Here is a 22,638-nt window from a genome sequence, read left to right as displayed (position 1 = left end):
AATCTCACTTGCATTAGAATGAAATAGCAATTATTATCATTTACAGACTTATTTGGAGTGTTTTATGTTTGTATGTATGTGTTACGGCGTTACCGATAAAAGTATACGCGCCGCAGTACAAGGTAATGGCGTAGGCAACATGCGTGAATTGCGTGAACATATGGAACTTGGTTCCCAGTGTGGGAAGTGCATCCAAATGGCACAACAGATTATCGATCAAACTATTATCGATGACTCTATGTTTAAAAACGTAGGCTAACCCCCCTTTGCCCCAAACGTTTTCCTAACGTCTACCAAAAATTTATCTGACGTTCTATTTCAACCCACTAATAAGTCGTTAATCTACGCGGTATTCCAGCCCTAAATAATAGAACGCACCATTAATTCCACCTGGTGATGTTGGCGGGTATAAAGATCCGACTTCCCCACTGAATGGATTACTATCAGGCTTTGAATCAAACAGATTTTGCGCGCCTAACGTAACTCGCCACGACGGTGAAAAATACCATGCTACTTGCACATCTGCCGTTAGCGTATCGCTTCCAAAAATATCCATTCCCGCAGAAGCATCTAGATGGTCTTCGTAATATTTTCCGTAATAATTCGCCCGCCACGTAAAATTGAAATCTCCAATGTACTGTTCCAGCGTTAAACTGCCTCTGTGAGCAGGCAAGTTATCTTCTAGCATTCTGATGCGCTGTGGTGTCAGGTTTGGCATCAAGGTTAATTCACCTTCAACCATGGTGGGGTACAAGGTCACTCGCTCTACTTGCGTGTCTGTCCAATTGTAAGCTAACAATAAAGTCTGCTTCCAATCTTGCACCATGAAGTCATAGTGAATCACTAAATCAACGCCCTGAGTTTGCGTATCGAAATCGTTGGTAAAGAATTTAGCGGCATTGTATTTCGCCGCATCATCTCGCCCCTTTGCGCTGAGTATTTGTATGTCTTCATCGGTAAGAGGGATGGCCGATGTAGTACTGATCCTGTCCATCAGTCGAATATTGAAGTAATCCAAAGTGGCAAAAAATCTGTCACTTATGTGCATCACCACACCTAGACTAAAGTTGACCGACTCTTCTGGTGTGAGCGGTGTTGCACCTAGTTGTAGTGATACCAAATCGGTGGGTGGCAGTGTGGCTTGGTCTTCTAATCCATTGGCACTATATGCCGTAGTAACATTAATAACATTACTTTGACCAACTGTGGGGGCTTTAAAGCCGGTATTGATAGAACCTCGAAGGGCAAATAAGTCGTTCACCTTGTATCGCGTACTCAGCTTGCCATCAAAGGTAGAACCAAAATCAGTAAAGTGTTCAACTCGGGTGGCCACACCAAATTGCCATGCTTCAGTTAAGAAAAACTCCAAATCTATGTACACCGCCCAATTACTTCTATTCCAGTGCCCTGCCGATTGAGGCTGATAGCCTGGAAATCCGTTCGAGCCAATACTGAACCCTTGAGATGCGCCCGTTGTAGGGTCAAAAGCAAGCGAACCTGCGGCATAAGAGGCATCATCACCGGCTTTTTGAAAGTAAGTTTCTCTGCGCCATTCTGCGCCCATGGCAATACTGATAGGCTCTTCAAACACGGATTGAATTAGCTTAGCGAAATCAAGGTTGAACGTCCGCTCTACTTGGCTGACAGAACCAGGAGTATAAGACAGCGGAGAGTCAGGCCCTAAAGAAGGGTTTACAGTGCCTGATAGACGGTAAGCGATATCTGAATACCCTACACTGGCACTTAAATCCATTGCCCAGCCATTGTCTAGTTCCGTTTTTATGCCAGCAAATACTGACGCGTCAGTAATTGTGCCACCGAATTGTGGTGTAAACCCCCCAGGGAACCACTCGTTAAACGCAAAGCAATTAGCACCAAGTGCTGTTGAATTGTCTGCAATGCGCAAATAATCGGGGTTTTCCAATACATTGGTGTCATCAAGGAAAATAGTGGGACAGCTAATCCCCTGCCCTATACCGTCTAAATCCCCAACCAGTAGGCGGCTTTCACCCGTTTCTTCGTTAGTTTCAGAAAAAACACCTTCTCGAGTTTGTGGGTTGCGAAAGTAAAAACCGCCACTTATTTCACGATGCGCATACGTTGCTAATGCGTAACCTTCGAAGTTTGGCGCAATATCCCAGCCCGCATTCACCGACATTTTCATGTCCTCGTTAACGTCTAGCGCGCCCCATATTTGCGCAGGGCTACTGATGAACATGTTGCCTGCGTCAATGAGGCCTTGTGCATCATCACGCTGGACAGAGCGCGATGTACCTTGTTGCTGTCGATATTCTACCGTGGCATTTAAGAAGCCGTTCTCACCTAAACGAAACCCTTTATTAGCCTGTATCTGAAATAACTCACCATCACCTTCTGAATAGGTTCCCGTTTTAAGTGCAACGCTGCCACCTGAATCGCTGTCATTGAGTACGAAGTTAATCACGCCAGCAATCGCATCTGAACCGTATTGCGCGGCAGCACCATCTCGTAATACTTCAATTTGCTTTAGTGCATAAGCAGGGATAACCGAAATATCAGGCCCCTGTGCGCCATCAGACAAGCCTCCGCCAAGAAAGGTAATCACCGCCGAGCGATGCCTGCGCTTACCGTTCACAAGCAATAATGTGTGATCTGACGCCATACCTCGTAAATTAGCAGGTCGCACTAAACTGGTAGCATCATTAATGGGCTGATCGTTTACGTTTAAAGAAGGCACCATGGTGCTAAGCATTGAAAGCGCATCGCTGTTGCCTTGAGAATGCAAGGATTCTGACCCAATAATGTCTAGCGGCACTGGGGATTCGACCACACTACGTGGAGAGCTTCTGGTACCTACCACAGCAATACGCTCAAGCGCATTACTCGTGTCTTCTTCTTGAACCTTAGCCTCCCCCTCACCGTCTATGTTTTGAGCAACCAATTCACTGCGAGAGCGAATACTGACCTGCCCTGCACTGTCGGTCACCACAGCAAGTTCGGTGCCATCAAGCAATTTTGAGAGGGCTTCGTTGAGGGTAAAATTACCTTCTAAAGAGTTGGTTTTAACCGTTTGTGCTAAGTCGAAAGGAAATAACAGTGTGGTATTGGCTTGCTTTGCTAATTCTGTCAGCGCATCGTCGGCATCTTGGGCTGGAATTGAAAACTGGAAGGCAGTTTGATTAGATAGCTTTATTGAGCCTTGCGCTTTTTCTTGCGAGTTATGTTGCCCAGTTTGTGGTTCCACCTTTGATACTGGCAGTGGGGCGTTATCTTGCGCGCTATCTTTAGCCACCTGTTGGGCATATACGCCCTCTACATGACTTGAACACACTGCTAACATAAGGCAAATGCCAGCCTTGCGCGCACTATTATAGCTACGCACTACTACACGAGAAAAATTGACTGAACGCAAAAGGTGCAAGATGAGAAATCGTACTTATTATTTATTTTATTATATTGTCACAATACGTAAGCTTATGCCAAGTAATGCACGTGCATTGCTTTTATTACACACGCATTACTAGCGTATGATTCGTCTGTTATTCAATTATCATTAACCTTGAATCACTAACTCCGAGTTATCTGCGGATTATCCTAGTATTAACTTTAAACTAGCCTTGAGAAACAGATAGCTGAATACTGGTATCAGATACTTTCTCGTATTCAATGTTAAAGCTATTTTTAAGCGCAGCTAGCAAACCATCGATATCACCCACTTTAAAGTAGCCTGCAACACGGCGGCTTTTAAGCGATTCGTCAGAAATCTGAAAATGTACCTGAGTATATCTACCAATTTCAGCAAGCACGGCTTCTAAGCGCTCACCTTTGAATACAATCATGCCTTGCTGCCATGCTAAATCATCATCAATGTCGTTTTGCGATAAACTCTCGCGGGCATCAACATCGCCTTTAACTGTGGCTTTTTCACCCGCAAACATAAGCAGGCCTTCACCTTCAACGGGCGCTTTGGAAAACAATGACTGATTACTACTGAATGCACTAAATCTGTCTTTAACTAATACCTTTCCATCGGTTACCACTAATTCGAAAGCGTTGTCGTCAACATACTGCATGTTAAACGCTGTACCCACTGCGGTAACCGTATTATTACCTGCGGTTACAGTGAAAGGTCGCGTGGTATCGTGCGCCACTTCAAAATGCGCTTCGCCTTTTAGCAATACAATGTTTCGCACATCGTCAGAAAAATCGACGGTAACCCGTGAGTTTGTGTTTAACAGCAGTGTGGAACCATCAGAAAGCACGAGGTTTTTTTGTTCACCAATACCGGTTTCTATTTTTTCAGACACGTGTGCAACTACATCTGGCTCTTCTAGCCAAATACGATCAACGACAACACCTACTGCAATCGCCATAACTAAAAACGCTGCAGCCACGCTCATACGGGCTTGAGTAACTATACCCACGCGGCGCTTTTGGCGCTTATGGGTTTCGGTTTTATTCTGATGATGAGGAAACAAGCCACTTAACTCGTTAAGTACTGACATGTCGTCCCATAGGCTTGCGGCTTCCATGAGTGCCTTACGATGATTTGGGCTTTCGGCAAGCCACACATCAAGCTGTGCTTTTTCGTCTTCGCTAAGTTCGCGATCGAGACGGCTTATCCATAAGCAGGCTTGCTCTTGGATATCTTCTTTGCTGGAAAACTGACGAATATTGTTCATGTTAACTACGGCTTATGTCCTGAGTCGCATTACGAGATGTGCGCACGGGGGCGTCATCTTTAGATAGCTCGGCTAAATATTTCGAGCACAACATTAATCCTTTTGCGACATGCTTTTCGACCGTACTTTCGCTTAAACCAACCAATTCAGCGATGTCTTTTTGGCGCATGCCATATACTTTCTTAAGTAGGAAAACCCGTTTAACATCCGGTGAAAGTGTATCTGTCGCGCGGCAAAAATGGATGAAACGTTCTTTGCTTTCTACATTTTTTTCTAGGCTGTAACCCACCAATTCGTGGGGTAAAATATCCATATCATCAATAGGCTGGTTATTCTTATTTTCAGCTCTGGCAATATGATTTAATGCTAAGTTACGTGCTGTTTTCAGCATGTACGTGCGTTCAAAACGAATCTCTTGATTCATCTCTGCTTCATAACTTTTTATGAACGCTTCTTGAACGATGTCTTCTATATCGTCGGCACCCACAATAGTACTTACCGCACGCATTAGCTTAGCGCGATATTTTAAGAAGGATTCTGTGACTGTCGACTTTCTGGTCATATTAAAATTTTGCAGGTGTTTCAAATTGCTTACAGTTATTTCACCATCATGCCAATTTATTGGTCTGCTTGCACGATGAAATCTTATATTTTTAGCATTTAGAGAAATAAAAGGAGGCGAACGCCTCCTTTTACCTGGTTTCCGTTTTTAGAAAGTGTAAACACCTCTCAGGTAATAGAAACCGCCATTGATACCGATGGGAGACGTAGTCGGATACAACGAACCTGCAATACCTGCATACTGCGTGTTTTCATCTGGGTACTCATCAAACGCGTTTTTCGCACCCACTGTTACGGTCAACTCTTCGGTGAAGTTATAAGCCATTTCCAAATCAATCGTAATTTCAGACCCTACTTTATCGATAGGCAATGCTGAATCTAAGTGATCTTCATAGATGCTACCGAAATAGTTCAGGCGAGCAAGGAAGCGCCAGTCACCATTCGTATGGTTAGCCGTTGCGCTGTAGCGTACTGCCGGAAGGTTATCTTCCAACATGCGGATACGTTCAGCTGAAATATTATCAGATGCTCTATCTACCTCGGTAGAAGTCCAGTTGTACGCTAGCGAGAACTTTGTTTCGCCTTCAAACATATCCATGCTGTAGTTTGCAACTACATCAAGACCTTCGGTAGTGGTATCGAAGTCATTGGTAAAGAAACTAATTTCAGTGAAGCTAGATGCATCGCTGATACCTTGATCAAGCAAAATCGCAATATCTTCATCGGTCAGCGCAATACCAGAAGCGGTACTGATACGATCCGTTAATTCAATGTTGTAGTAATCAGCAGTAACGAACAAACCGTTATCAAAGTCTGCCACTACACCAAACGTAATACTTTTAGATTCTTCTGGTGTTAACTGCTCACCACCCTTAAGTTGTGAAACAGGATCGGTCGGAGGAAGCGTAGCACGGTCGATAAGCTTGCCATCAGTACCAAACGCAGTTGTTACGTTACGTACGTTACTTTGTCCCAACGTAGGTGCTTTAAAGCCTGTTGAGAAAGCACCACGGAATGCGATGTTTTCAAGCGCTTGCCAGCGGAACGCCACTTTACCTTTGGTAGTATCACCGAAGTCTGAGTAATCTTCATAACGAATCGCACCCGCCAACATGAAGGTTTCAGTAATGTACGCTTCTGCATCTACGTAGAACGCGATGTTATGACGAGACACTAGACCTTGGCTGTTTGCTGCCAAACCAGGGAAACCATTTGAACCAATACCAAAGCCTTGTGAGGCTAGTGGACCAATTTCATACGATGCAGTATCACCAGCAAAGCTTTCATAGCTTTCATGACGGTATTGGAAGCCACTTGCTACGAATAACGGCTCATACAAGCCAATTTCAAAAGGTTTAGTGAAATCTACGTCAAGGGTTTGCTCTGACTGCGTATAACGACCTGGGCTAAATTCAAATGGCGTATCGGGACCAAGTGATGGGTTAATTGTGTTGCTGATAACAAAATCAACTTCGTTTTCACCCAAGTTCAAGCTTACATCGTATGTGATGTCATTCGCCAGTTCACCACGGGTTCCAAATACCAATGACATATCAGTAACTGTTCCACCAAAGCGCGGTGTGAAACCACCCGGTAAAATCTCGTTGAACGCAAAGCAGTCAGGGTTATTGGCCACTTCGTTGATGTAACGTTCGTTGGTCAACACGTTGTCGCCAGGGATGATGTCGGTAGGACAGTTACCTGAAAGGTCGTCGGTTAAGTCACCCACCAATAGGGAACCGTCATCAGCCGCGTAAACACCGCCACGAGTATGCGGGTTACGGTAGTAGAAACCCCCTTCCACTTCACGCTCAGCGAAGTTACCGAACATATAAGCTTCTGCGGTATCACTTAGCTCTAACCCTAAGTTAGCGAAAAGTTTATAGTCGTGTTTAATTTCAGGAGAACCCCAAATTTGCGCAGGATCGGCAACAAAGGTATTTCCACCCGCCACTAAACCTGCCGCATCATCACGCTGAACGCTGCGAGAAGTATCATCAGCTGTACGGTACTCTGCAGAAAGGTTAATGAAACCTTTGTCAGATAACGGCATACCAATGTTTCCAGACAGCTGAATCATGTCGCCGTCACCTTCATAATACGAGCCGTAACGGGCTTCAAATGAGCCGCCTTCTGACGCGTCGTTTAATACGAAGTTAATAACACCAGCAATGGCGTCTGAACCATACTGTGCCGCAGCACCGTCTCGTAATACTTCAATTTGTTTTAACGCCGCTGCTGGAATAACCGAGATATCAGGGCCTTGTGCACCATCAGACAAGCCACCACCTAGGAATGTGATTACAGCAGAACGGTGACGTCGCTTACCGTTTACTAGCACAAGGGTGTGATCTGAAGCCATACCACGAAGGTTAGCAGGACGAACTAGTGTAGATGCATCATTAATCGGTTGATCGTTAACGTTAAACGACGGAACAACCGTTTGCATCATAGAAACAACATCGGTGGCACCCTGATTTTTAAATTCTTCATCAGAGATAATATCGATAGGTACTGCAGATTCTGCTACAGAACGTGGAGCTGCGCGTGAACCTACAATGGCGATTTGTTCATAATCTTCAGCGCTCGCTTCTGCTGCATCTGGCGCTTCTTGGGCATGTACTGGCGCAATGGCCATAACAGAAAATGCCGCTGACGCCGCAAGTACGCCTCGAACGTGTTTGGTCAATAAAGACAAAGATGTATTCATAGTGGTTTCCCGGGATTTTCCCCCTGTCACCTCTACGCTTTTATGAACGTAATAAGTGCAGCGAGTGATAGTTATTTTATACCTTTAACACTGACTATATACTTGTCAGCACCCACGTTTTATAAGATGTAAACTCTTATAAAACAAACGTTTTTGCACAAAATAATTATTTATTTTCAAACCATAGAGGATTTTGTTTTCTGATCTGTCTATTAGTATTTACGGGAATTGAAAGTGGTGAGGTTTTGCGGGGGTTTAATCAAAAAAGCCGGCTAATCGCCGGCTTTCTAATCTTATTCTTCAGTCTTGTGTTTCTCTGCCGTTTCTTTAATTAACGGCTGCAATTCGTTTTGTTGAAACATTTCCATGATAATGTCGCAACCACCTACTAACTCGCCGTCAACCCATAATTGCGGGAAGGTTGGCCAGTTCGCATACTTTGGAAGTTCAGCGCGAATATCTGGGTTTTGCAAAATGTCTACATACGCAAACGGTTCACCACATCCCATTAATGCTTGTGATGCTTGTGAAGAAAAACCGCAACTTGGCAGCTTTGGAGAACCCTTCATATATAAAAGAATAGGGTTTTCTTCAATTTGTTGCTTAATTCTGTCTACGGTGGATTGTGTTTCAGTGTTATCCATCAGGTCCTCTCAGCGGAAAAGTTATTCCCTATAAGTGGGAATGAGCGTGCAGATTTCAAGGGTAATATTATCATAGTTTCTTTCAGGGGTTTATACTCACCGCATCTGAAAAGGGTAATTTATGTAGCCTGTAATGCCCACGCTCATAATGAGTAGCATTAATCTCATATAGCTTAGTCGCATTGGTAAGATGAAAGTGATCTTATATCTTACGCTGATATTACTTACTATCAGTACCCTAGTTTCTATCGTATGCATAGTAGGTGCTTCGCAGCATAACTTAGCGTTCACGATATGAGGATTTCCAGGGCGATCATTATTACCTAGACAAGAATTTAGAATTTTCATAAATTTGTCATTGAGTTATACAAATTTGCCCCTACATCTACAGCATGCTTTTGCTATTATAAAATAAGCATCTTAGATAAAGTATTTATACAGGCTCGTTGAACAGGCATTGCGAGCTTAAATTAACGTTGTTTAAAAACATTAAACCAACATGGAGACCGATATGGCTTTTGAATTACCAGCATTACCATACGAAAAAAATGCACTTGAACCGCATATTTCTTCTGAAACGCTGGACTATCACTACGGCAAGCATCACGCTACTTACGTTACTAAATTAAATGGTTTAGTTGAAGGTACTGATTTGGAAAGCAAAAGCCTAGAAGAGATCATCAAGTCTTCTGAAGGTGGCGTTTTCAACAATGCAGCACAAGTTTGGAACCACACGTTCTACTGGAACTGCTTAAGCCCAAATGGCGGCGGCGAACCTACTGGTGCACTCGCTGACGCAATTAATGCAAAATGGGGCTCATTCGCTGACTTCCAGGCTGCATTTAACGACAAAGCAGTGAACAACTTCGGATCTAGCTGGACATGGTTAGTAAAATCTACTGACGGTTCTTTAGACATCGTGAATACAAGTAACGCCGAAACACCAATTTCTGGTGACGAGCTTACGCCTGTATTGACTGTTGACCTTTGGGAACACGCTTACTACATCGATTACCGTAACGTGCGTCCTAAGTATCTAGAAAACTTCTGGGCACTTGCTAACTGGGAATTTGCTAGCGCGAATTTCGCGTAATCGTTTTCAGATAAATTTTAAAAACCCGCCTATGCGGGTTTTTTTATGCCCATCATTAAATAATATACAGACTTTTAAGTAATACTAATGGGTGTATTTGACTCTATTTTAACGAAAAAATTCCATTTTTCGTTAGACCAAACATTTCACGTCTATACAAAAGTTTACTATGATTTTTGTTTCCTATTTCTAAATACCGACTAAGCTGAAATTACGGGCAACCGTTTTTTTAAGAGGTATTCATGGGTATTTTCGAACATTACCAAAACCGATACGAAGAACGAAAGCAGGAAGAGTTTACCATTGAGGAGTTCCTTGAGATTTGCAAGGACGACGCAGCAGCTTATGCAAATGCTGCTGAACGATTGCTAAGTGCCATTGGCGAGCCTCAAATGATAGACACCGCGACGGATCCCGCACTGAGTCGCATATTTTCAAACCGCGTTATATCTCGCTACCCCGCATTTAATGAGTTTTATGGTATGGAAGAAGCTATTGAGCAAATAGTCTCTTACCTTAAACATGCCGCACAGGGGTTAGAAGAGAAGAAACAAATTCTCTATTTACTTGGGCCTGTAGGGGGCGGTAAGTCGTCGTTAGCAGAACGTTTAAAAGAACTGATGCAACACGTACCGATTTATACCATTAAAGGTTCGCCGGTAAATGACCATCCATTTTGCTTGTTCGACGCTAAAGAAGACGGCCATTTACTCGAGCAAGAATATGGCATTCCTAAACGCTACTTAAAAACCATCATGTCGCCTTGGGCTCGAAAGCGCCTGCATGAATTTAATGGTGACATTACCCAATTTAAAGTAGTACGTGTCTACCCTTCTGTGCTTGATCAGGTGGGTATTGCGAAAACTGAACCTGGCGATGAGAACAACCAAGATATTTCAGCCTTGGTAGGTAAGGTAGATATTCGTCGCTTAGAACAATACGCACAGAACGACCCAGATGCTTATAGCTATTCAGGCTCACTGTGTAAGGCGAACCAAGGGTTGATGGAATTCGTAGAAATGTTTAAGGCACCAATTAAAGTGCTACATCCTCTACTTACCGCCACCCAAGAAGGGAACTATAATCCTACGGAAGGCTTTTCAGCGTTGCCTTTCGATGGTCTGATTTTAGCCCACTCAAATGAGTCAGAATGGCAAACCTTTAGAAACAATAAGAATAACGAAGCCTTTTTAGACCGCGTTTACATTGTTAAAGTGCCCTACTGTTTGCGAGTAAGTGAAGAAATTCATATTTACCGTAAACTGCTAGATAGCAGTGAACTTAAAGGGGCACCGTGCGCACCAGATACCTTGGAATGCTTAGCGCAGTTCACTGTGCTATCTCGATTGAAAGAACCCGAAAACTCGAGCTTGTTCTCAAAAATGCGGGTTTATGATGGGGAAAGCTTGAAAGACACTGACCCTAAAGCAAAGTCGTACCAAGAATACCGAGACTATGCGGGCGTAGATGAAGGTATGGAAGGGTTATCCACCCGCTTTGCTTTTAAAATACTTTCTCGAGTATTTAACTTCGATCACCAAGAAGTGGCTGCCAACCCTGTGCATTTGTTTTATGTACTTGAAAGGCAGATTGAGCGTGAACAGTTTCCAACTGATTTAAGTGAGCAATATTTAGAGTTTTTAAAAGGTTATCTGATACCTAAATATGTTGAATTTATCGGAAAAGAAATTCAGACCGCGTATTTGGAATCTTACTCAGAGTACGGACAGAACCTTTTTGACCGCTACGTCACCTATGCAGACTTTTGGATCCAAGACCAAGAGTATCGTGACCCTGAAACCGGTCAACTATTTGACCGCGCGTCACTAAATGCTGAACTTGAGAAAACCGAAAAGCCTGCGGGAATTAGCAATCCAAAAGACTTCCGTAATGAGATAGTGAACTTCGTACTTCGCGCACGAGCCAATAATGGCGGTAAAAACCCATCGTGGACAAGTTATGAAAAATTACGCACTGTGATTGAAAAGAAAATGTTTTCCAACACGGAAGATTTGCTGCCAGTTATTTCGTTCAATACTAAAGGGTCGGCCGACGAACAGAAAAAGCATGACGACTTTGTAAATCGAATGACGGAAAAAGGCTATACACAAAAGCAAGTCAGACTATTGTGTGAGTGGTATTTACGAGTTCGTAAAGCCTCTTAATGGGCTATTTACTCGTGGTTCACCCTATGACAAGCAGGTGGTTATGGCGCATTTCATCGACCGAAGACTTAACAGTAAAGGCAAAAGCACAGTAAACAGACAGCGCTTTATCAAACGCTATAAACAACAAATAAAGCGTGCTGTTACTGATGCCGTTGGTAAACGCTCTGTTACCGACCTAGACTCGGGCGAGCAGGTAAGTATTCCTACTCGCGATATTTCTGAACCTGTTTTCCACACCGGGAAGGGAGGCAAGCGAGATATTGTTCACCCCGGAAATGACCAATTTATTGCTGGCGACCAAATTGACCGTCCCCCTGGTGGCGCGGGTCAAGGCTCCGGTGAAGGCGAAGCGGGGAATCGCGGAGAGGGTGAGGATGAATTCGTATTTTCCATCTCGAAAGATGAATATTTGGATATTTTATTCGACGACTTAGCCCTACCAAATTTAAAGAAAAATCAGTTCGACAAAGTTATCCAACATGAAACCTATCGTGCTGGGTATCAAACTGACGGCGTGCCGAGTAACTTAGACATTGTTCGCTCTCTTAAGGGCTCCGTTGCCAGACGGATTGCGTTAACCGGTTCTACCCGTAAGCGCATTAGGGAGTTAGAAGCACAGTTAGCCTTATTTAGTGCAGCCCCTAAAGATAATGCACTAGCCATTGAAGAGATTGAAAAAGAACTCGCACTACTTAAAGCCAAAGTCGCTAAAGTCCCTTTTATCGACACGTTCGATTTACGTTTTAAAAACTACGACAAGCGCCCTATCCCAACGAGCAAAGCAGTGATGTTTTGTTTAATGGATGTTTCTGGCTCTATGGATCAAGCTACCAAAGATGTAGCCAAGCGCTTTTATATTTTGCTGTATTTGTTTTTGACCCGAACCTACGAGAATGTAGAAGTGGTGTATATTCGCCATCATACACAAGCAAAAGAAGTCGACGAACAGGAGTTTTTCTATTCACAAGAAACCGGCGGTACTATTGTCTCTAGTGCACTAAAGCTTATGGATGAAATAGTGCGAGAACGGTTTAGCGACGGTAATTGGAATATCTATGCCGCTCAAGCGTCAGATGGCGATAACTGGGCAGATGATTCGCCCTTATGTAGCTCACTATTAGTCAACAACCTATTACCCGCCACCCGCTACTTTGCCTATATTGAAATAACCGAACGCCAACACCAAACCCTATGGCGAGAATACGAAAAGGTAAGTCAATCTTTCGACAATATAGTCTGTAAACACATCCAGTCTCCGGATGATATTTACCCTGTATTCAGAGAAATATTCAAGCGTACCGAGCAGTTAAGTACGCAAGGAGGTTAGCCCATGTCTGCAAGTGCAGCGCGTCAAAAACATAAATTAGATGATGGCCCAGATTGGACATTTTCGTTACTGACCGACTATGAAACAGAAATCGACCGTATTGCTAAAGAGTTTAAGCTAGACACCTACCCTAACCAAATTGAAGTTATTACCGCCGAACAAATGATGGATGCCTATGCCAGCATAGGTATGCCACTAAACTATACCCATTGGTCATTTGGTAAAAAGTTTATTCAAACCGAACAACAGTACCGCAGAGGCCAAATGGGCTTGGCCTATGAAATTGTGATTAATTCCGACCCTTGCATTGCGTATTTAATGGAAGAAAATACCATTACTATGCAAGCGTTAGTGATGGCCCATGCCTGCTATGGCCATAATTCTTTTTTCAAAGGTAATTATCTTTTTCAAACCTGGACAGATGCCAGTTCCATTATCGACTATTTGGTTTTTGCCAAGAAGTACATTTCTAAATGTGAGCAAAAACACGGTGTTGAGGAAGTCGAGAACATTCTTGATTCTTGTCACGCCTTAATGAATTACGGTGTGGACAGATACAAAAGGCCACAAAAAATATCGCTTCAGGAAGAGAAAACCCGTCAAGAAGAACGTGCTCAGTATTTACAGTCACAAGTTAATGAGCTGTGGCGAACCTTGCCGAACAACCCTAAAAGCAAAGACACAAACACCCTACGCTTTCCTTCCGAGCCACAAGAAAACTTACTGTATTTCATTGAAAAAAATGCGCCACTATTAGAACCCTGGCAACGAGAGATTGTACGCATTGTGCGCAAGGTATCTCAGTACTTCTACCCTCAAAAACAAACACAAGTGATGAATGAAGGCTGGGCCTGTTTTTGGCATTACCACATTCTAAATAAAATGTACGACGAGCGATTAGTCAGCGATCGTTTTATGATGGAGTTTTTGCACAGTCATTCCAGCGTTGTCATGCAACCCGATTACAACAGCCCATACTATTCTGGCATTAACCCTTATGCGTTAGGATTCTCGATGTTCATGGACATCAAACGGGTGTGCCAAGCTCCCACTAAAGAAGACTATGAATACTTACCGACTATCGCAGGTAAAGATTGGCTTGAAACTGTGCATTTCGCCATGCATAACTTTAAAGATGAAAGCTTCATTAGTCAGTTCTTATCACCCAAACTAATGCGAGATTTTAAATTATTTGCGTTGGAAGACGATGCTAACAATTCCTATGTGAGCGTTAGCGCTATTCACGACGAGAACGGCTATCAGACAATTAGAGAAAAGCTCTCTGCCCAATATAATTTAAGCAATCTAGAGCCTAACATTCAGGTATATAACGTTGATGTGAGAGGCGATCGTTCTTTGACCCTTCGCTACGTTCCTCAGCACGGCATTCCGTTAGGTAACTCCAAGGGTGAGGTTATGCGTCATCTTCATAGATTGTGGAAGTTCGATGTAAGACTTGAACAAGAAAACAATACAGGGCTTCCGACCCTACTTGCCGAGTGTCGAACCAGTAAGTAATTGAATGTTGCCATCTTCTGTTATTTACGGGGGTGCCGCGTATGTGGCTGACGCACTTCGGCAGAGGCTGGGGTATGTCAGGCATTCAGTGTTTTAATTGTTTGATTTGGCTTAGGCTCGTCAAAAAAGCCGTTTTCAGAGGCGTACAGAAAAGCGTCGTCAATGCTTTGAACGTGAAAGCTGACGTAGTCTTTGGCTCTTTCGGGTAACATTTTAGCCAGTTGGTATCGTTTGATTGGGTTGGTTTGATACACATAGAACGACGCTTTTACGCCATTCTCATAACACCACACTCCATATTGAGTAAAGTTTTCCATGGCATCAAAAGTGGTTAAATCCCACTTATCTAACAACACGATATGCAGCCAACGCATGTTAAATCTTGCGGTTACCTCTTGCTTAACATCCCCAATATAACTATTCGATATTTCAGTAGACCATTGACCATCTAATTCACTAATAAGCGTAGAGCCAGCAATTTCAATAGTGTAAGCGGCATGGGGAAACTTTTTACTACACACCATATCAGAGCGTGTATTCATGCTAACACTCCTCTTTAATACAAGAAGAATGCTGACAATAAAACCTATATCTATGGCGCTGAGTATCGCTCCATGATGCCATCGATTCTTCCTACCTTTTTCGTGCTGCGTCTATCTCAGTATAGTCAGTTATTGTAAGTTGGCTAATTTTGGGGGACGGCTTGGAACAGTAAGCTTTGATAGAAATACCTTCTACATAAGCTGCTTACGCTTACAGAAAAACAAGGAGGCCGCACCTATCGCCGAGAACACCGCCGCAGTGGCAAAGGTTTCATAAGCATTGGCTCCTTGGTCCCATTGCTGCCCTGCCATGTAATTACCGAACGCACCACCGAATCCAAATGCCACGCTAATATAAATGGCTTGGCCTCGGCTGTGAAAAGGAGGTGGTAAAAATTGATGAATGAAGTACACAGAAACCGCATGGGTTAACCCAAAGCTTAATGCATGAATCACTTGGCTGAGTAATATCACCGCCATGCTATCGGCAGCAGATGCCAATGCGTACCAACGCAACGCAGTTAGCAGCAAGCTGGCGAATAACAGATTCCACACGCCAAAACGTGCGGTTAAACGGCTAGCAATAAGAAAAATACCCACTTCTACCAGTACGCCTAGGGCGATGAATAAACCAGTTTGCTGGCCGCTGTAGCCAAGGTCACGCATATATAACGCGAAAAAACCGTAATAAGCACCAAAGCTAATTTGTAAGCATATAGACGCAAAGATGAAAACTACAAAGGGACGCTGTCTGGCGTACTGCCAAATGCTGCCTACCGCAGTGTGTTTCTCGGCACTCGCTTTCGGCGCTTGAATGAATAGCGTGGTCACGAACAATAGCAGTAGCACGCCCACACTCACGATTACCGGTGTTTCAGTAGAAAAGCTATCTAGGGCCTTGCCTACACCTACCGTTAAGCATATAAAGCCGATACTTCCCCATAACCTTATAAGCCCATAGCTGGCTTTAGTGCCTTCTACTGACTTCATAGTGATAACCTCTAATTGAGGTAATACCGCCGTCCAGAACATCATCATTAAGCCGAAAGACAGCGTTAGCCCCCAGAAGCCTTCAAATAAAAATACCGAACAAAAGGTGGCTACCGTAAGAAAACTACCCAGCCTTAACACACTTACCGCGTTGCCTTTTTTATCAGCAATGCCCGCCCATAGTCCTGGCCCTAAAATACGAGCAAGGGTTATTACCGCGAAGAGCTCCCCTATTTCAGCAGAGCTAAAGCCGCGACCATCAAGAAATATACCCAAATACGGGACTAAAACACCCAGTTGACCAAAATACAGCCAATAGGTTAACGCGAGAACAATGAGTGATTTATGGTTAGCAAAGGGCAATTTAGCGAATGGCACTGCACAACTCCGTATGCGATAGCGCCACAGGTAACGTTACCTGTGGCGTATGAAGGGGATAAGCTGGATGATGACTATTATACTGACGCGCTGTTTTCTTATCGCTTAGTTAGCGCTTATTCAGCTTTACCTGCCTGACCTGCAATAGGTACGGTAGTCGATACCACAGAAGCGTTTTGTGCACGGTGACGCAAGTAGTGATCCATCAATACAATCGCCATCATCGCTTCAGCAATAGGCACCGCACGAATACCTACACAAGGGTCGTGACGACCTTTCGTGACGATTTCGATTTCTTCACCCTGCTTGTTGATGGTTTTACCTGGCACTGAAATACTAGATGTTGGTTTAAGTGCCATATGGACTTCAAGATCTTGCCCTGTTGAAATACCGCCTAGTACGCCACCCGCATGGTTTGATTGGAAACCTTCAGGTGAAAGCGTATCACGGTGCTCACTTCCTTTTTGGTTAATAACCTCAAAACCGTCGCCAATCTCTACGCCTTTAACCGCATTAATGCCCATCATAGCGTGCGCAATATCGGCATCTAATCTATCGAATACTGGCTCGCCCAACCCCACTGGAACATTTTTAACCACGACTGAAACTTTAGCACCGATGCTATCGCCAGATTTCTTTAGCTCGCGCATGTATTCATCTAGCGCTTCGAGTTTGCTTTCATCAGGGCAGAAAAAAGGATTGGTATTCGTCACCGCATGGTCAACGTTTTCAACGCTAATAGGCCCTAATTGAGAAAGGTAGCCATGTACTTCAACGCCATGCACTTCTTTTAAATACTTTTTGGCAATACCACCCGCAGCAACACGTACCGCAGTTTCACGGGCAGACGAGCGACCACCACCACGATAATCACGTGAACCATACTTTTGATCATAGGTATAATCGGCATGGCCTGGGCGAAAACGGTCAGCAATATTTGAGTAGTCTTGGCTTCGTTGATCTTTGTTTTTAATCAACAAACCAATACTGGTACCCGTCGTTTTTCCTTCAAACACGCCAGACAAAATTTGCACTTCATCATCTTCACGACGGGCGGTGGTATAACGGGATGTACCAGGCTTACGTCTGTCTAAATCGCCCTGTAAATCAGCTTCACTTAACGTGAGGCCTGGAGGGCAACCATCAACAACACCGCCAATGGCGATACCGTGGCTTTCTCCAAATGTGGTAACGGTGAAGAGTTTTCCAAAGCTGTTGCCTGACATAATCGAGAATTAATCCTTGCTGTTAAAATAGTTTTCTAATGTTGAGTTGTTCACGGCAAATATCCCCTGCCCGCCATTTTCAAAGCTTAGCCAAATGACTTCAAGGCCTGGGAAGCGAGTGTCCATATGCACTTCGCTGTTACCTACTTCAATGAACAACCAGCCGTTATCGGTTAAATATTGTGGTGCTTTACGTAGCATAATATCCACGAGTTCTAACCCGTCATCGCCGGCCGCTAATGCTAGCTCTGGCTCATGATGATATTCATCAGGCAAGTCGGCCATGTCTTCAGCATCAACATAAGGTGGGTTTGATACAATTAAATCGTACTTCTGCCCGGTTAAATTAGTAAATAAATCAGAATGGATAGGGTAAACACGGTGACTTAATTGATGCTCTTGAATATTAATATCGGCCACTTCAAGGGCATCTTCGCTTATATCTACCGCATCAACCTGTGAGTCGGGGTACGCATGCGCAAGTGCAATAGCGATACAACCACCACCGGTACACATATCTAAAATATGAGTCGGTGCTTCTTTAACGAAAGGCTCAAAGTTATTTTGAATCAGTTCTGCAAACGGAGAGCGAGGAATAAGCACGCGCTCATCAACATAAAATGGCATGCCGCAAAACCAAGCTTCGTTGGTAATGTAAGGCAGAGGCATACGGGTTTGTACCCGTTTTAAAACAAGCTCAGCAATTTTTTCGCGCTCACTTTTTGTGAGTCTTGATGACAACATACTGTCGCCAACATGCTCAGATAACGAATGCGGCAAGTGTAGCGCTTGCATGGTAAGGCTTAATGCTTCATCCCAAGCGTTATCGGTACCATGACCAAAATAGAGGGCGGCGTCGTTAAATCGACTGGTAGCCCACCGAATCATATCAAGTATTCTGTGTAAATCTTCGATGGCTTCTTCTAAGTAAAACTTGTCGGTCATAAGAGCTTGGGTACATCAGGAATATGAAAGCTGGTATCATACCCAAAGATAACGCCTGCGCCCACGTTAATTTGCATATCGGTTCATAATGAAAGTATTTAAAAAAGAACTAAAAGCCATGAAAAAAGGCACTGAGAAGCCAAAAGTGATTGAAGATACCTTCTCATTTGCTGATGCTGTGCAAGGTGTAAAGCCCATGGAGCAGGACAAGATTGTTCCGAATAAGAAAGTCGCCCTTGAAAAGAAAAAGCAATTAGCAGGGGTTAAAGACCTAAAAGGCAGTAAGCAGGTAGCGGCGAGTTTTAGCTTCTCCGATATGTACCAAGCTGTACTTCCGCAAGAAGGCCCCATGCGGTATTGCCGAGAAGGCGTGCCAACGCATGTACTAAAGCAGCTTAGACGAGGAGACTATTCCCCTGAGTTTCTGCTGGATTTGCACGGTATGACCCGAGAAATGGCAAAAACCGAAATAGCCTCATTAATTTATACCGCCCGAAAAGAGTCGGTAGACTGTGTTTCCATCATGCACGGGTTTGGACAGGGCGTTTTAAAAAATGCACTCCCCCACTACTTAATACAGCATCCCCACGTGAATGCATTCCACCAAGCGCCACTTGAATACGGCGGACAAGCGGCATTGCTTGTGTTGCTAGATGTGCCCACGCCAGAATATAAGCGATAGTGAACGTAGTTATAGTTACTGAGTTCTAGACCTAACATTGACCTAATTCTTGTCAAACGCCGCGACTTAGGGGCAAAACGGTATTTACTTATCAAGCTCTGCGCTGTTGTGCATAAATAGATAGGTATAGAACACGCCCATTCCAATAATAATACTGATACCTAAAAGCGAGCCCCATACAACGGGATCTGAAATCATACTTAGTAACATGGTGTTTCTCCTCACAGGGTTAATAAGTTAATGATAGCGATTTCCTGATGATGGTTTGTGATCTGGATCAAGCCTGAAATCCGGTAAATAGAAGGCTTGTATAGAAGTTGATCGAGATCAATATAGAAATAAATTGAAAATAACTCAAAATGCCATTGCAAATCATTCTCATTTACAATACATTATACATGCCTGTTCGACGTAGGTTAAAAACGGTCTTGGCTTAGCGTCGTAAGGGGAACAGACGCCCGTCTGTTCCCCTCTTTTTTTGTCTGCTACTTTGTCGTTTTATCAATAATAAAACGTACACACAGTCCTTTGTCTTTTCGGTTTTGAATCACTAAATGGCCATTATGCGCATCGGTGATTTCTCGGCATAGCGCCAACCCTAATCCACTCCCATTAGCTTTAGTGGAATAAAAAGGAACCAGCGCATTAGTCATCACGCTATCCGTCATGCCTTTTCCCCTATCGAGCACTTCTATAATAACTTGAGAGGCCGTTTGCTTGATGACGAGCTCCACATCCTGTGGGTTTCCTCCCGACTCATGGGCATTTTTAAGTAAGTTAATTAATAACTGCTCTACTTGAACTGCATCGGCTTTCACCTCGACAGACTCTGACATGGTTAACTTGAAGTCACATTGATTGCTGAGTTGTGCCGTTATTTTATCCCAATCAATCGTTACCAAAACCGGTGGAGGCAATTTTGCAAACCTTCCATATCCTTGAACAAATTGATTTAAATGGGCAATACGTTCTTCAATGGTATGGAACACACGCACTAGACGGGCATCACCATTTTGCTGGCCTACGATTTGGCCGCTATGCAATAAGCTAGAAATAGGCCCCAATGAATTATTCAGCTCGTGACTAATCACCCTTATCACTTTTTTCCAAACCGACACTTCTTGTCTGTTTAGCTCCCGTGTCATTTGCTTAAGAATATAAAGCCGGTGAGTTTGATTATTTAACAAAAACGTTCCCGTAGCCATATGCCACGTTTGAATGCCGCTAGCACCCTGAGGCAAGGTAAATAGCCCTTCTCGGTTTTCTAGCAAGACATCTTTTAGGGTGTCTGGTTTGTTTTTGAGTAACGTGCCGAGGGTGTAACCTTCCAAGCTTCTGGTACCCAACTTACTGGCACCAACGACACTTTCCTCAGGGTCACTATTCCCAATATTATTTGTTGAGAAGAAGAATTCGCACGCTTGGCGGTTACTCAGTACCACATGCATCTGATCGTTCACTAATAGCAAAACGTCAGGTGAACTATGCAGCACTTTGTCTAGCATCAGCTCTCGCTGATACAACCACTGTTTTTCTCGGCGAAGGGTTTCTGCAGTATCGTTATAAAGCTGGCATAAAGTTTCAAACTCGTCATCAGTTTTACAAGCTAGTGTTGATGAAAACTCACCGTCTTTAAAATTGAGCAAGCCTATTTTAAGGGCCTCTAATTGCTTGGTTATCTGCACCGTACAGACTTTCACTGCAATCGCGCTCAAGCACAAAGACGAAATGACAAGCAGGGCTTTTTGCACAACCGATAGGTCGCTTACATACAACATAGGCGCTATACCTATTGCCGTAGCGCAAAGCGCAGCTACCAGAAGCTTATTTTTAATTAACCTCACGATTTATAATCAATTCCATATTTATCTAGCCTGCGGTAAAGCGCTTGTCTGGATAACCCCAAGTACCTTGCCACTTTAGATATAGTGCCGTTAAATTCTGTTAGCGCCGCCTCAATCTCTGATTTGCTGGGCTCTTTTCCACTTTTTTGCTCTGTATTCACCTCACCACTAATAGAGGGTAAACCGAAGTCCTCAGCATCCAGCGTACCATCTGGATGTAATATACTGACTCGTCGACATACATTCTCAAGCTCACGTACATTTCCTGGCCACGCATAGGCTTGTAGTGCCTGCTGCCCAGTGAGGCTAATGTCTCGACCTGGTAGGAAATGCTTTGCCAAGGCCAACACATCATCACCCCGTTCATTAAGTGGCGGCACATTAATTTCGATGACATTTAGGCGATAAAACAAATCCTCGCGAAATGCGCCGTTTACGATGTCGCGAGTTAAATCAGAATTGGTGGCAGATATAATTCTTACGTCTGTTTTTTGTGTTTTCACCGACCCCAGTTTTTCAAATTCACCGGTTTGCAGTACGCGCAATAATTTGACTTGGCCAGACAAAGGCAAGTTGCCAATTTCATCTAAAAACAAGGTGCCTTGGTTAGCGGCTTCAAAGCGGCCAATTCGCGTTTTATTAGCGCTGGTAAACGCGCCTATTTCTGCGCCAAAGAGCTCTGCTTCAATAAGTTCTTGAGGAAGGGCCCCCGCATTGACCTTTACAAATGCCGACTGATTAAGGGGTGATTGAGACTGAATAAGTTCGGCAATTTTTTCCTTTCCGCTTCCATTAGGCCCAGTAATAAGTACCGGCACATCAGATTTAGCCACCTGCACCGACATATCTACTACCCGCTGCATGGCTGCGCTTTCGTACACTAACCCAATACTTACTGCTGCTTGACGCGTATTGTCAAAATTTGCCGCTTGTTGCTTCAACACTCTATTTTGGCTGGCGGCCTGCCCTAGTGCCACAAGATTTTTAATGGTGGTAATAAGCTTGCTATCATCCCACGGCTTTGGAATGTAGTCAGCCGCGCCTGCTTTCACCAACTCTACCGCTTGTTCCAATTCCGTCCACGCCGTGATGAGAATAATGGGTAATAGCGGATTTAACTGACGCAGCGCGAAGAAGAGCTCGCGCCCTTCCTCGCCTGAGGTTGTGTCTGCACTGAAGTTCATATCTTGCAACACTAGCCCGATAGCTTGGTAATTGACTATCTGCAGCGCCGCTTTTGGCGTTGTGGCTGTCACCACTTCGTAACCATGAATTTCTAGCAATAGTGATAACGCCTCTAATACAGCGGCGTTGTCATCAACAATTAACACTTTGGTCATGTCTACACT

The 22,638-nt window shown here is 43.9% G+C and carries 18 protein-coding genes; 6 read left to right on the top strand and 12 right to left on the bottom strand.

The window, feature by feature from the left end; genetic code table 11:
- The first annotated feature begins 64 nt into the window (after positions 1 to 64).
- Positions 65 to 259 (top strand): bacterioferritin-associated ferredoxin, encoded by a 195-nt coding sequence (locus tag FLAVO9R_RS05770; RefSeq protein WP_013784972.1) that lies wholly within the window; start codon positions 65 to 67, stop codon positions 257 to 259.
- Between the two features lie 78 nt (positions 260 to 337).
- On the opposite strand, the gene FLAVO9R_RS05765 is transcribed toward FLAVO9R_RS05770, so the two are convergent.
- The 5 genes from FLAVO9R_RS05765 to FLAVO9R_RS05745 form a co-directional block, all read right to left on the bottom strand.
- A complete protein-coding gene (locus FLAVO9R_RS05765; RefSeq protein ID WP_232370587.1) occupies positions 338 to 3,319 on the bottom strand; it encodes a TonB-dependent receptor in 2,982 nt (993 codons plus the stop codon).
- Between the two features lie 271 nt (positions 3,320 to 3,590).
- On the bottom strand, positions 3,591 to 4,661 hold the full coding sequence (locus tag FLAVO9R_RS05760) for a FecR family protein (RefSeq protein WP_159529591.1): 1,071 nt from the start codon (positions 4,659 to 4,661) through the stop codon (positions 3,591 to 3,593).
- A 1-nt stretch (position 4,662) separates the two neighbouring features.
- Positions 4,663 to 5,223, bottom strand: coding sequence for an RNA polymerase sigma factor (locus FLAVO9R_RS05755; RefSeq protein ID WP_159529589.1), 561 nt, complete (start codon positions 5,221 to 5,223; stop codon positions 4,663 to 4,665).
- Positions 5,224 to 5,370: 147 nt separating this feature from the next.
- Positions 5,371 to 7,932 carry a TonB-dependent receptor plug domain-containing protein gene (locus FLAVO9R_RS05750; RefSeq protein ID WP_159529587.1) on the bottom strand — a complete coding sequence of 854 codons (2,562 nt, stop codon included), beginning with the start codon at positions 7,930 to 7,932 and terminating at the stop codon, positions 5,371 to 5,373.
- Between the two features lie 293 nt (positions 7,933 to 8,225).
- On the bottom strand, positions 8,226 to 8,576 hold the full coding sequence (locus FLAVO9R_RS05745; protein WP_013784977.1) for a Grx4 family monothiol glutaredoxin: 351 nt from the start codon (positions 8,574 to 8,576) through the stop codon (positions 8,226 to 8,228).
- 511 nt (positions 8,577 to 9,087) lie between these two features.
- Between FLAVO9R_RS05745 and sodB the strand changes: the two genes are divergently transcribed.
- From sodB to FLAVO9R_RS05725, 4 genes are all read left to right on the top strand, one after another.
- Positions 9,088 to 9,669, top strand: a complete 582-nt coding sequence (sodB, locus tag FLAVO9R_RS05740) for a superoxide dismutase [Fe] (RefSeq protein WP_159529585.1) — start codon at positions 9,088 to 9,090, stop codon at positions 9,667 to 9,669.
- A gap of 242 nt (positions 9,670 to 9,911) precedes the next feature.
- The gene (locus tag FLAVO9R_RS05735; RefSeq protein ID WP_159529583.1) at positions 9,912 to 11,834 is read left to right on the top strand and encodes a PrkA family serine protein kinase; all 1,923 of its coding nucleotides are present in this window, start codon (positions 9,912 to 9,914) and stop codon (positions 11,832 to 11,834) included.
- A gap of 43 nt (positions 11,835 to 11,877) precedes the next feature.
- A complete protein-coding gene (locus FLAVO9R_RS05730; protein ID WP_159534409.1) occupies positions 11,878 to 13,164 on the top strand; it encodes a YeaH/YhbH family protein in 1,287 nt (428 codons plus the stop codon).
- A 3-nt stretch (positions 13,165 to 13,167) separates the two neighbouring features.
- Positions 13,168 to 14,682 carry a SpoVR family protein gene (locus FLAVO9R_RS05725; RefSeq protein WP_159529581.1) on the top strand — a complete coding sequence of 505 codons (1,515 nt, stop codon included), beginning with the start codon at positions 13,168 to 13,170 and terminating at the stop codon, positions 14,680 to 14,682.
- Positions 14,683 to 14,759: 77 nt separating this feature from the next.
- On the opposite strand, the gene FLAVO9R_RS05720 is transcribed toward FLAVO9R_RS05725, so the two are convergent.
- The 4 genes from FLAVO9R_RS05720 to prmB all read right to left on the bottom strand — a co-directional run bounded on the left by FLAVO9R_RS05720 (position 14,760) and on the right by prmB (position 18,763).
- Positions 14,760 to 15,224 (bottom strand): hypothetical protein, encoded by a 465-nt coding sequence (locus tag FLAVO9R_RS05720; RefSeq protein ID WP_159529579.1) that lies wholly within the window; start codon positions 15,222 to 15,224, stop codon positions 14,760 to 14,762.
- A 192-nt stretch (positions 15,225 to 15,416) separates the two neighbouring features.
- On the bottom strand, positions 15,417 to 16,592 hold the full coding sequence (locus FLAVO9R_RS05715; RefSeq protein WP_159529577.1) for an MFS transporter: 1,176 nt from the start codon (positions 16,590 to 16,592) through the stop codon (positions 15,417 to 15,419).
- Between the two features lie 116 nt (positions 16,593 to 16,708).
- Complete coding sequence (gene aroC / locus FLAVO9R_RS05710; RefSeq protein WP_159529575.1) at positions 16,709 to 17,818, bottom strand: chorismate synthase; 1,110 nt, start codon at positions 17,816 to 17,818, stop codon at positions 16,709 to 16,711.
- A 9-nt stretch (positions 17,819 to 17,827) separates the two neighbouring features.
- Positions 17,828 to 18,763: a 50S ribosomal protein L3 N(5)-glutamine methyltransferase gene (gene prmB, locus FLAVO9R_RS05705; RefSeq protein WP_159529573.1), complete on the bottom strand. Its 936-nt coding sequence runs from the start codon at positions 18,761 to 18,763 to the stop codon at positions 17,828 to 17,830.
- 88 nt (positions 18,764 to 18,851) lie between these two features.
- On the opposite strand from prmB, the gene smrB reads away from it, so the two are divergent.
- On the top strand, positions 18,852 to 19,445 hold the full coding sequence (gene smrB, locus FLAVO9R_RS05700; RefSeq protein ID WP_159529571.1) for an endonuclease SmrB: 594 nt from the start codon (positions 18,852 to 18,854) through the stop codon (positions 19,443 to 19,445).
- A gap of 84 nt (positions 19,446 to 19,529) precedes the next feature.
- On the opposite strand, the gene FLAVO9R_RS05695 is transcribed toward smrB, so the two are convergent.
- The 3 genes from FLAVO9R_RS05695 to FLAVO9R_RS05685 form a co-directional block, all read right to left on the bottom strand.
- The gene (locus tag FLAVO9R_RS05695) at positions 19,530 to 19,655 is read right to left on the bottom strand and encodes a DUF3149 domain-containing protein (RefSeq protein WP_013784987.1); all 126 of its coding nucleotides are present in this window, start codon (positions 19,653 to 19,655) and stop codon (positions 19,530 to 19,532) included.
- Positions 19,656 to 19,930: 275 nt separating this feature from the next.
- Positions 19,931 to 21,289: a sensor histidine kinase gene (locus tag FLAVO9R_RS05690; RefSeq protein ID WP_159529569.1), complete on the bottom strand. Its 1,359-nt coding sequence runs from the start codon at positions 21,287 to 21,289 to the stop codon at positions 19,931 to 19,933.
- Entirely contained in the window at positions 21,286 to 22,629 is a 1,344-nt protein-coding gene (locus FLAVO9R_RS05685) for a sigma-54-dependent transcriptional regulator (RefSeq protein ID WP_159529567.1), read from the bottom strand. The genes FLAVO9R_RS05690 and FLAVO9R_RS05685 overlap by 4 nt, the downstream gene beginning before the upstream one ends.
- Between the last annotated feature and the right edge of the window lie 9 nt (positions 22,630 to 22,638).

It is taken from the genome of Alteromonas sp. 38 (genome assembly GCF_902506055.1).
Classification (GTDB): domain Bacteria; phylum Pseudomonadota; class Gammaproteobacteria; order Enterobacterales; family Alteromonadaceae; genus Alteromonas; species Alteromonas lipotrueae.
The sequence above is the reverse complement of the archived record's forward strand: the minus strand, read 5'-3'. Positions and strand labels throughout refer to the sequence as shown.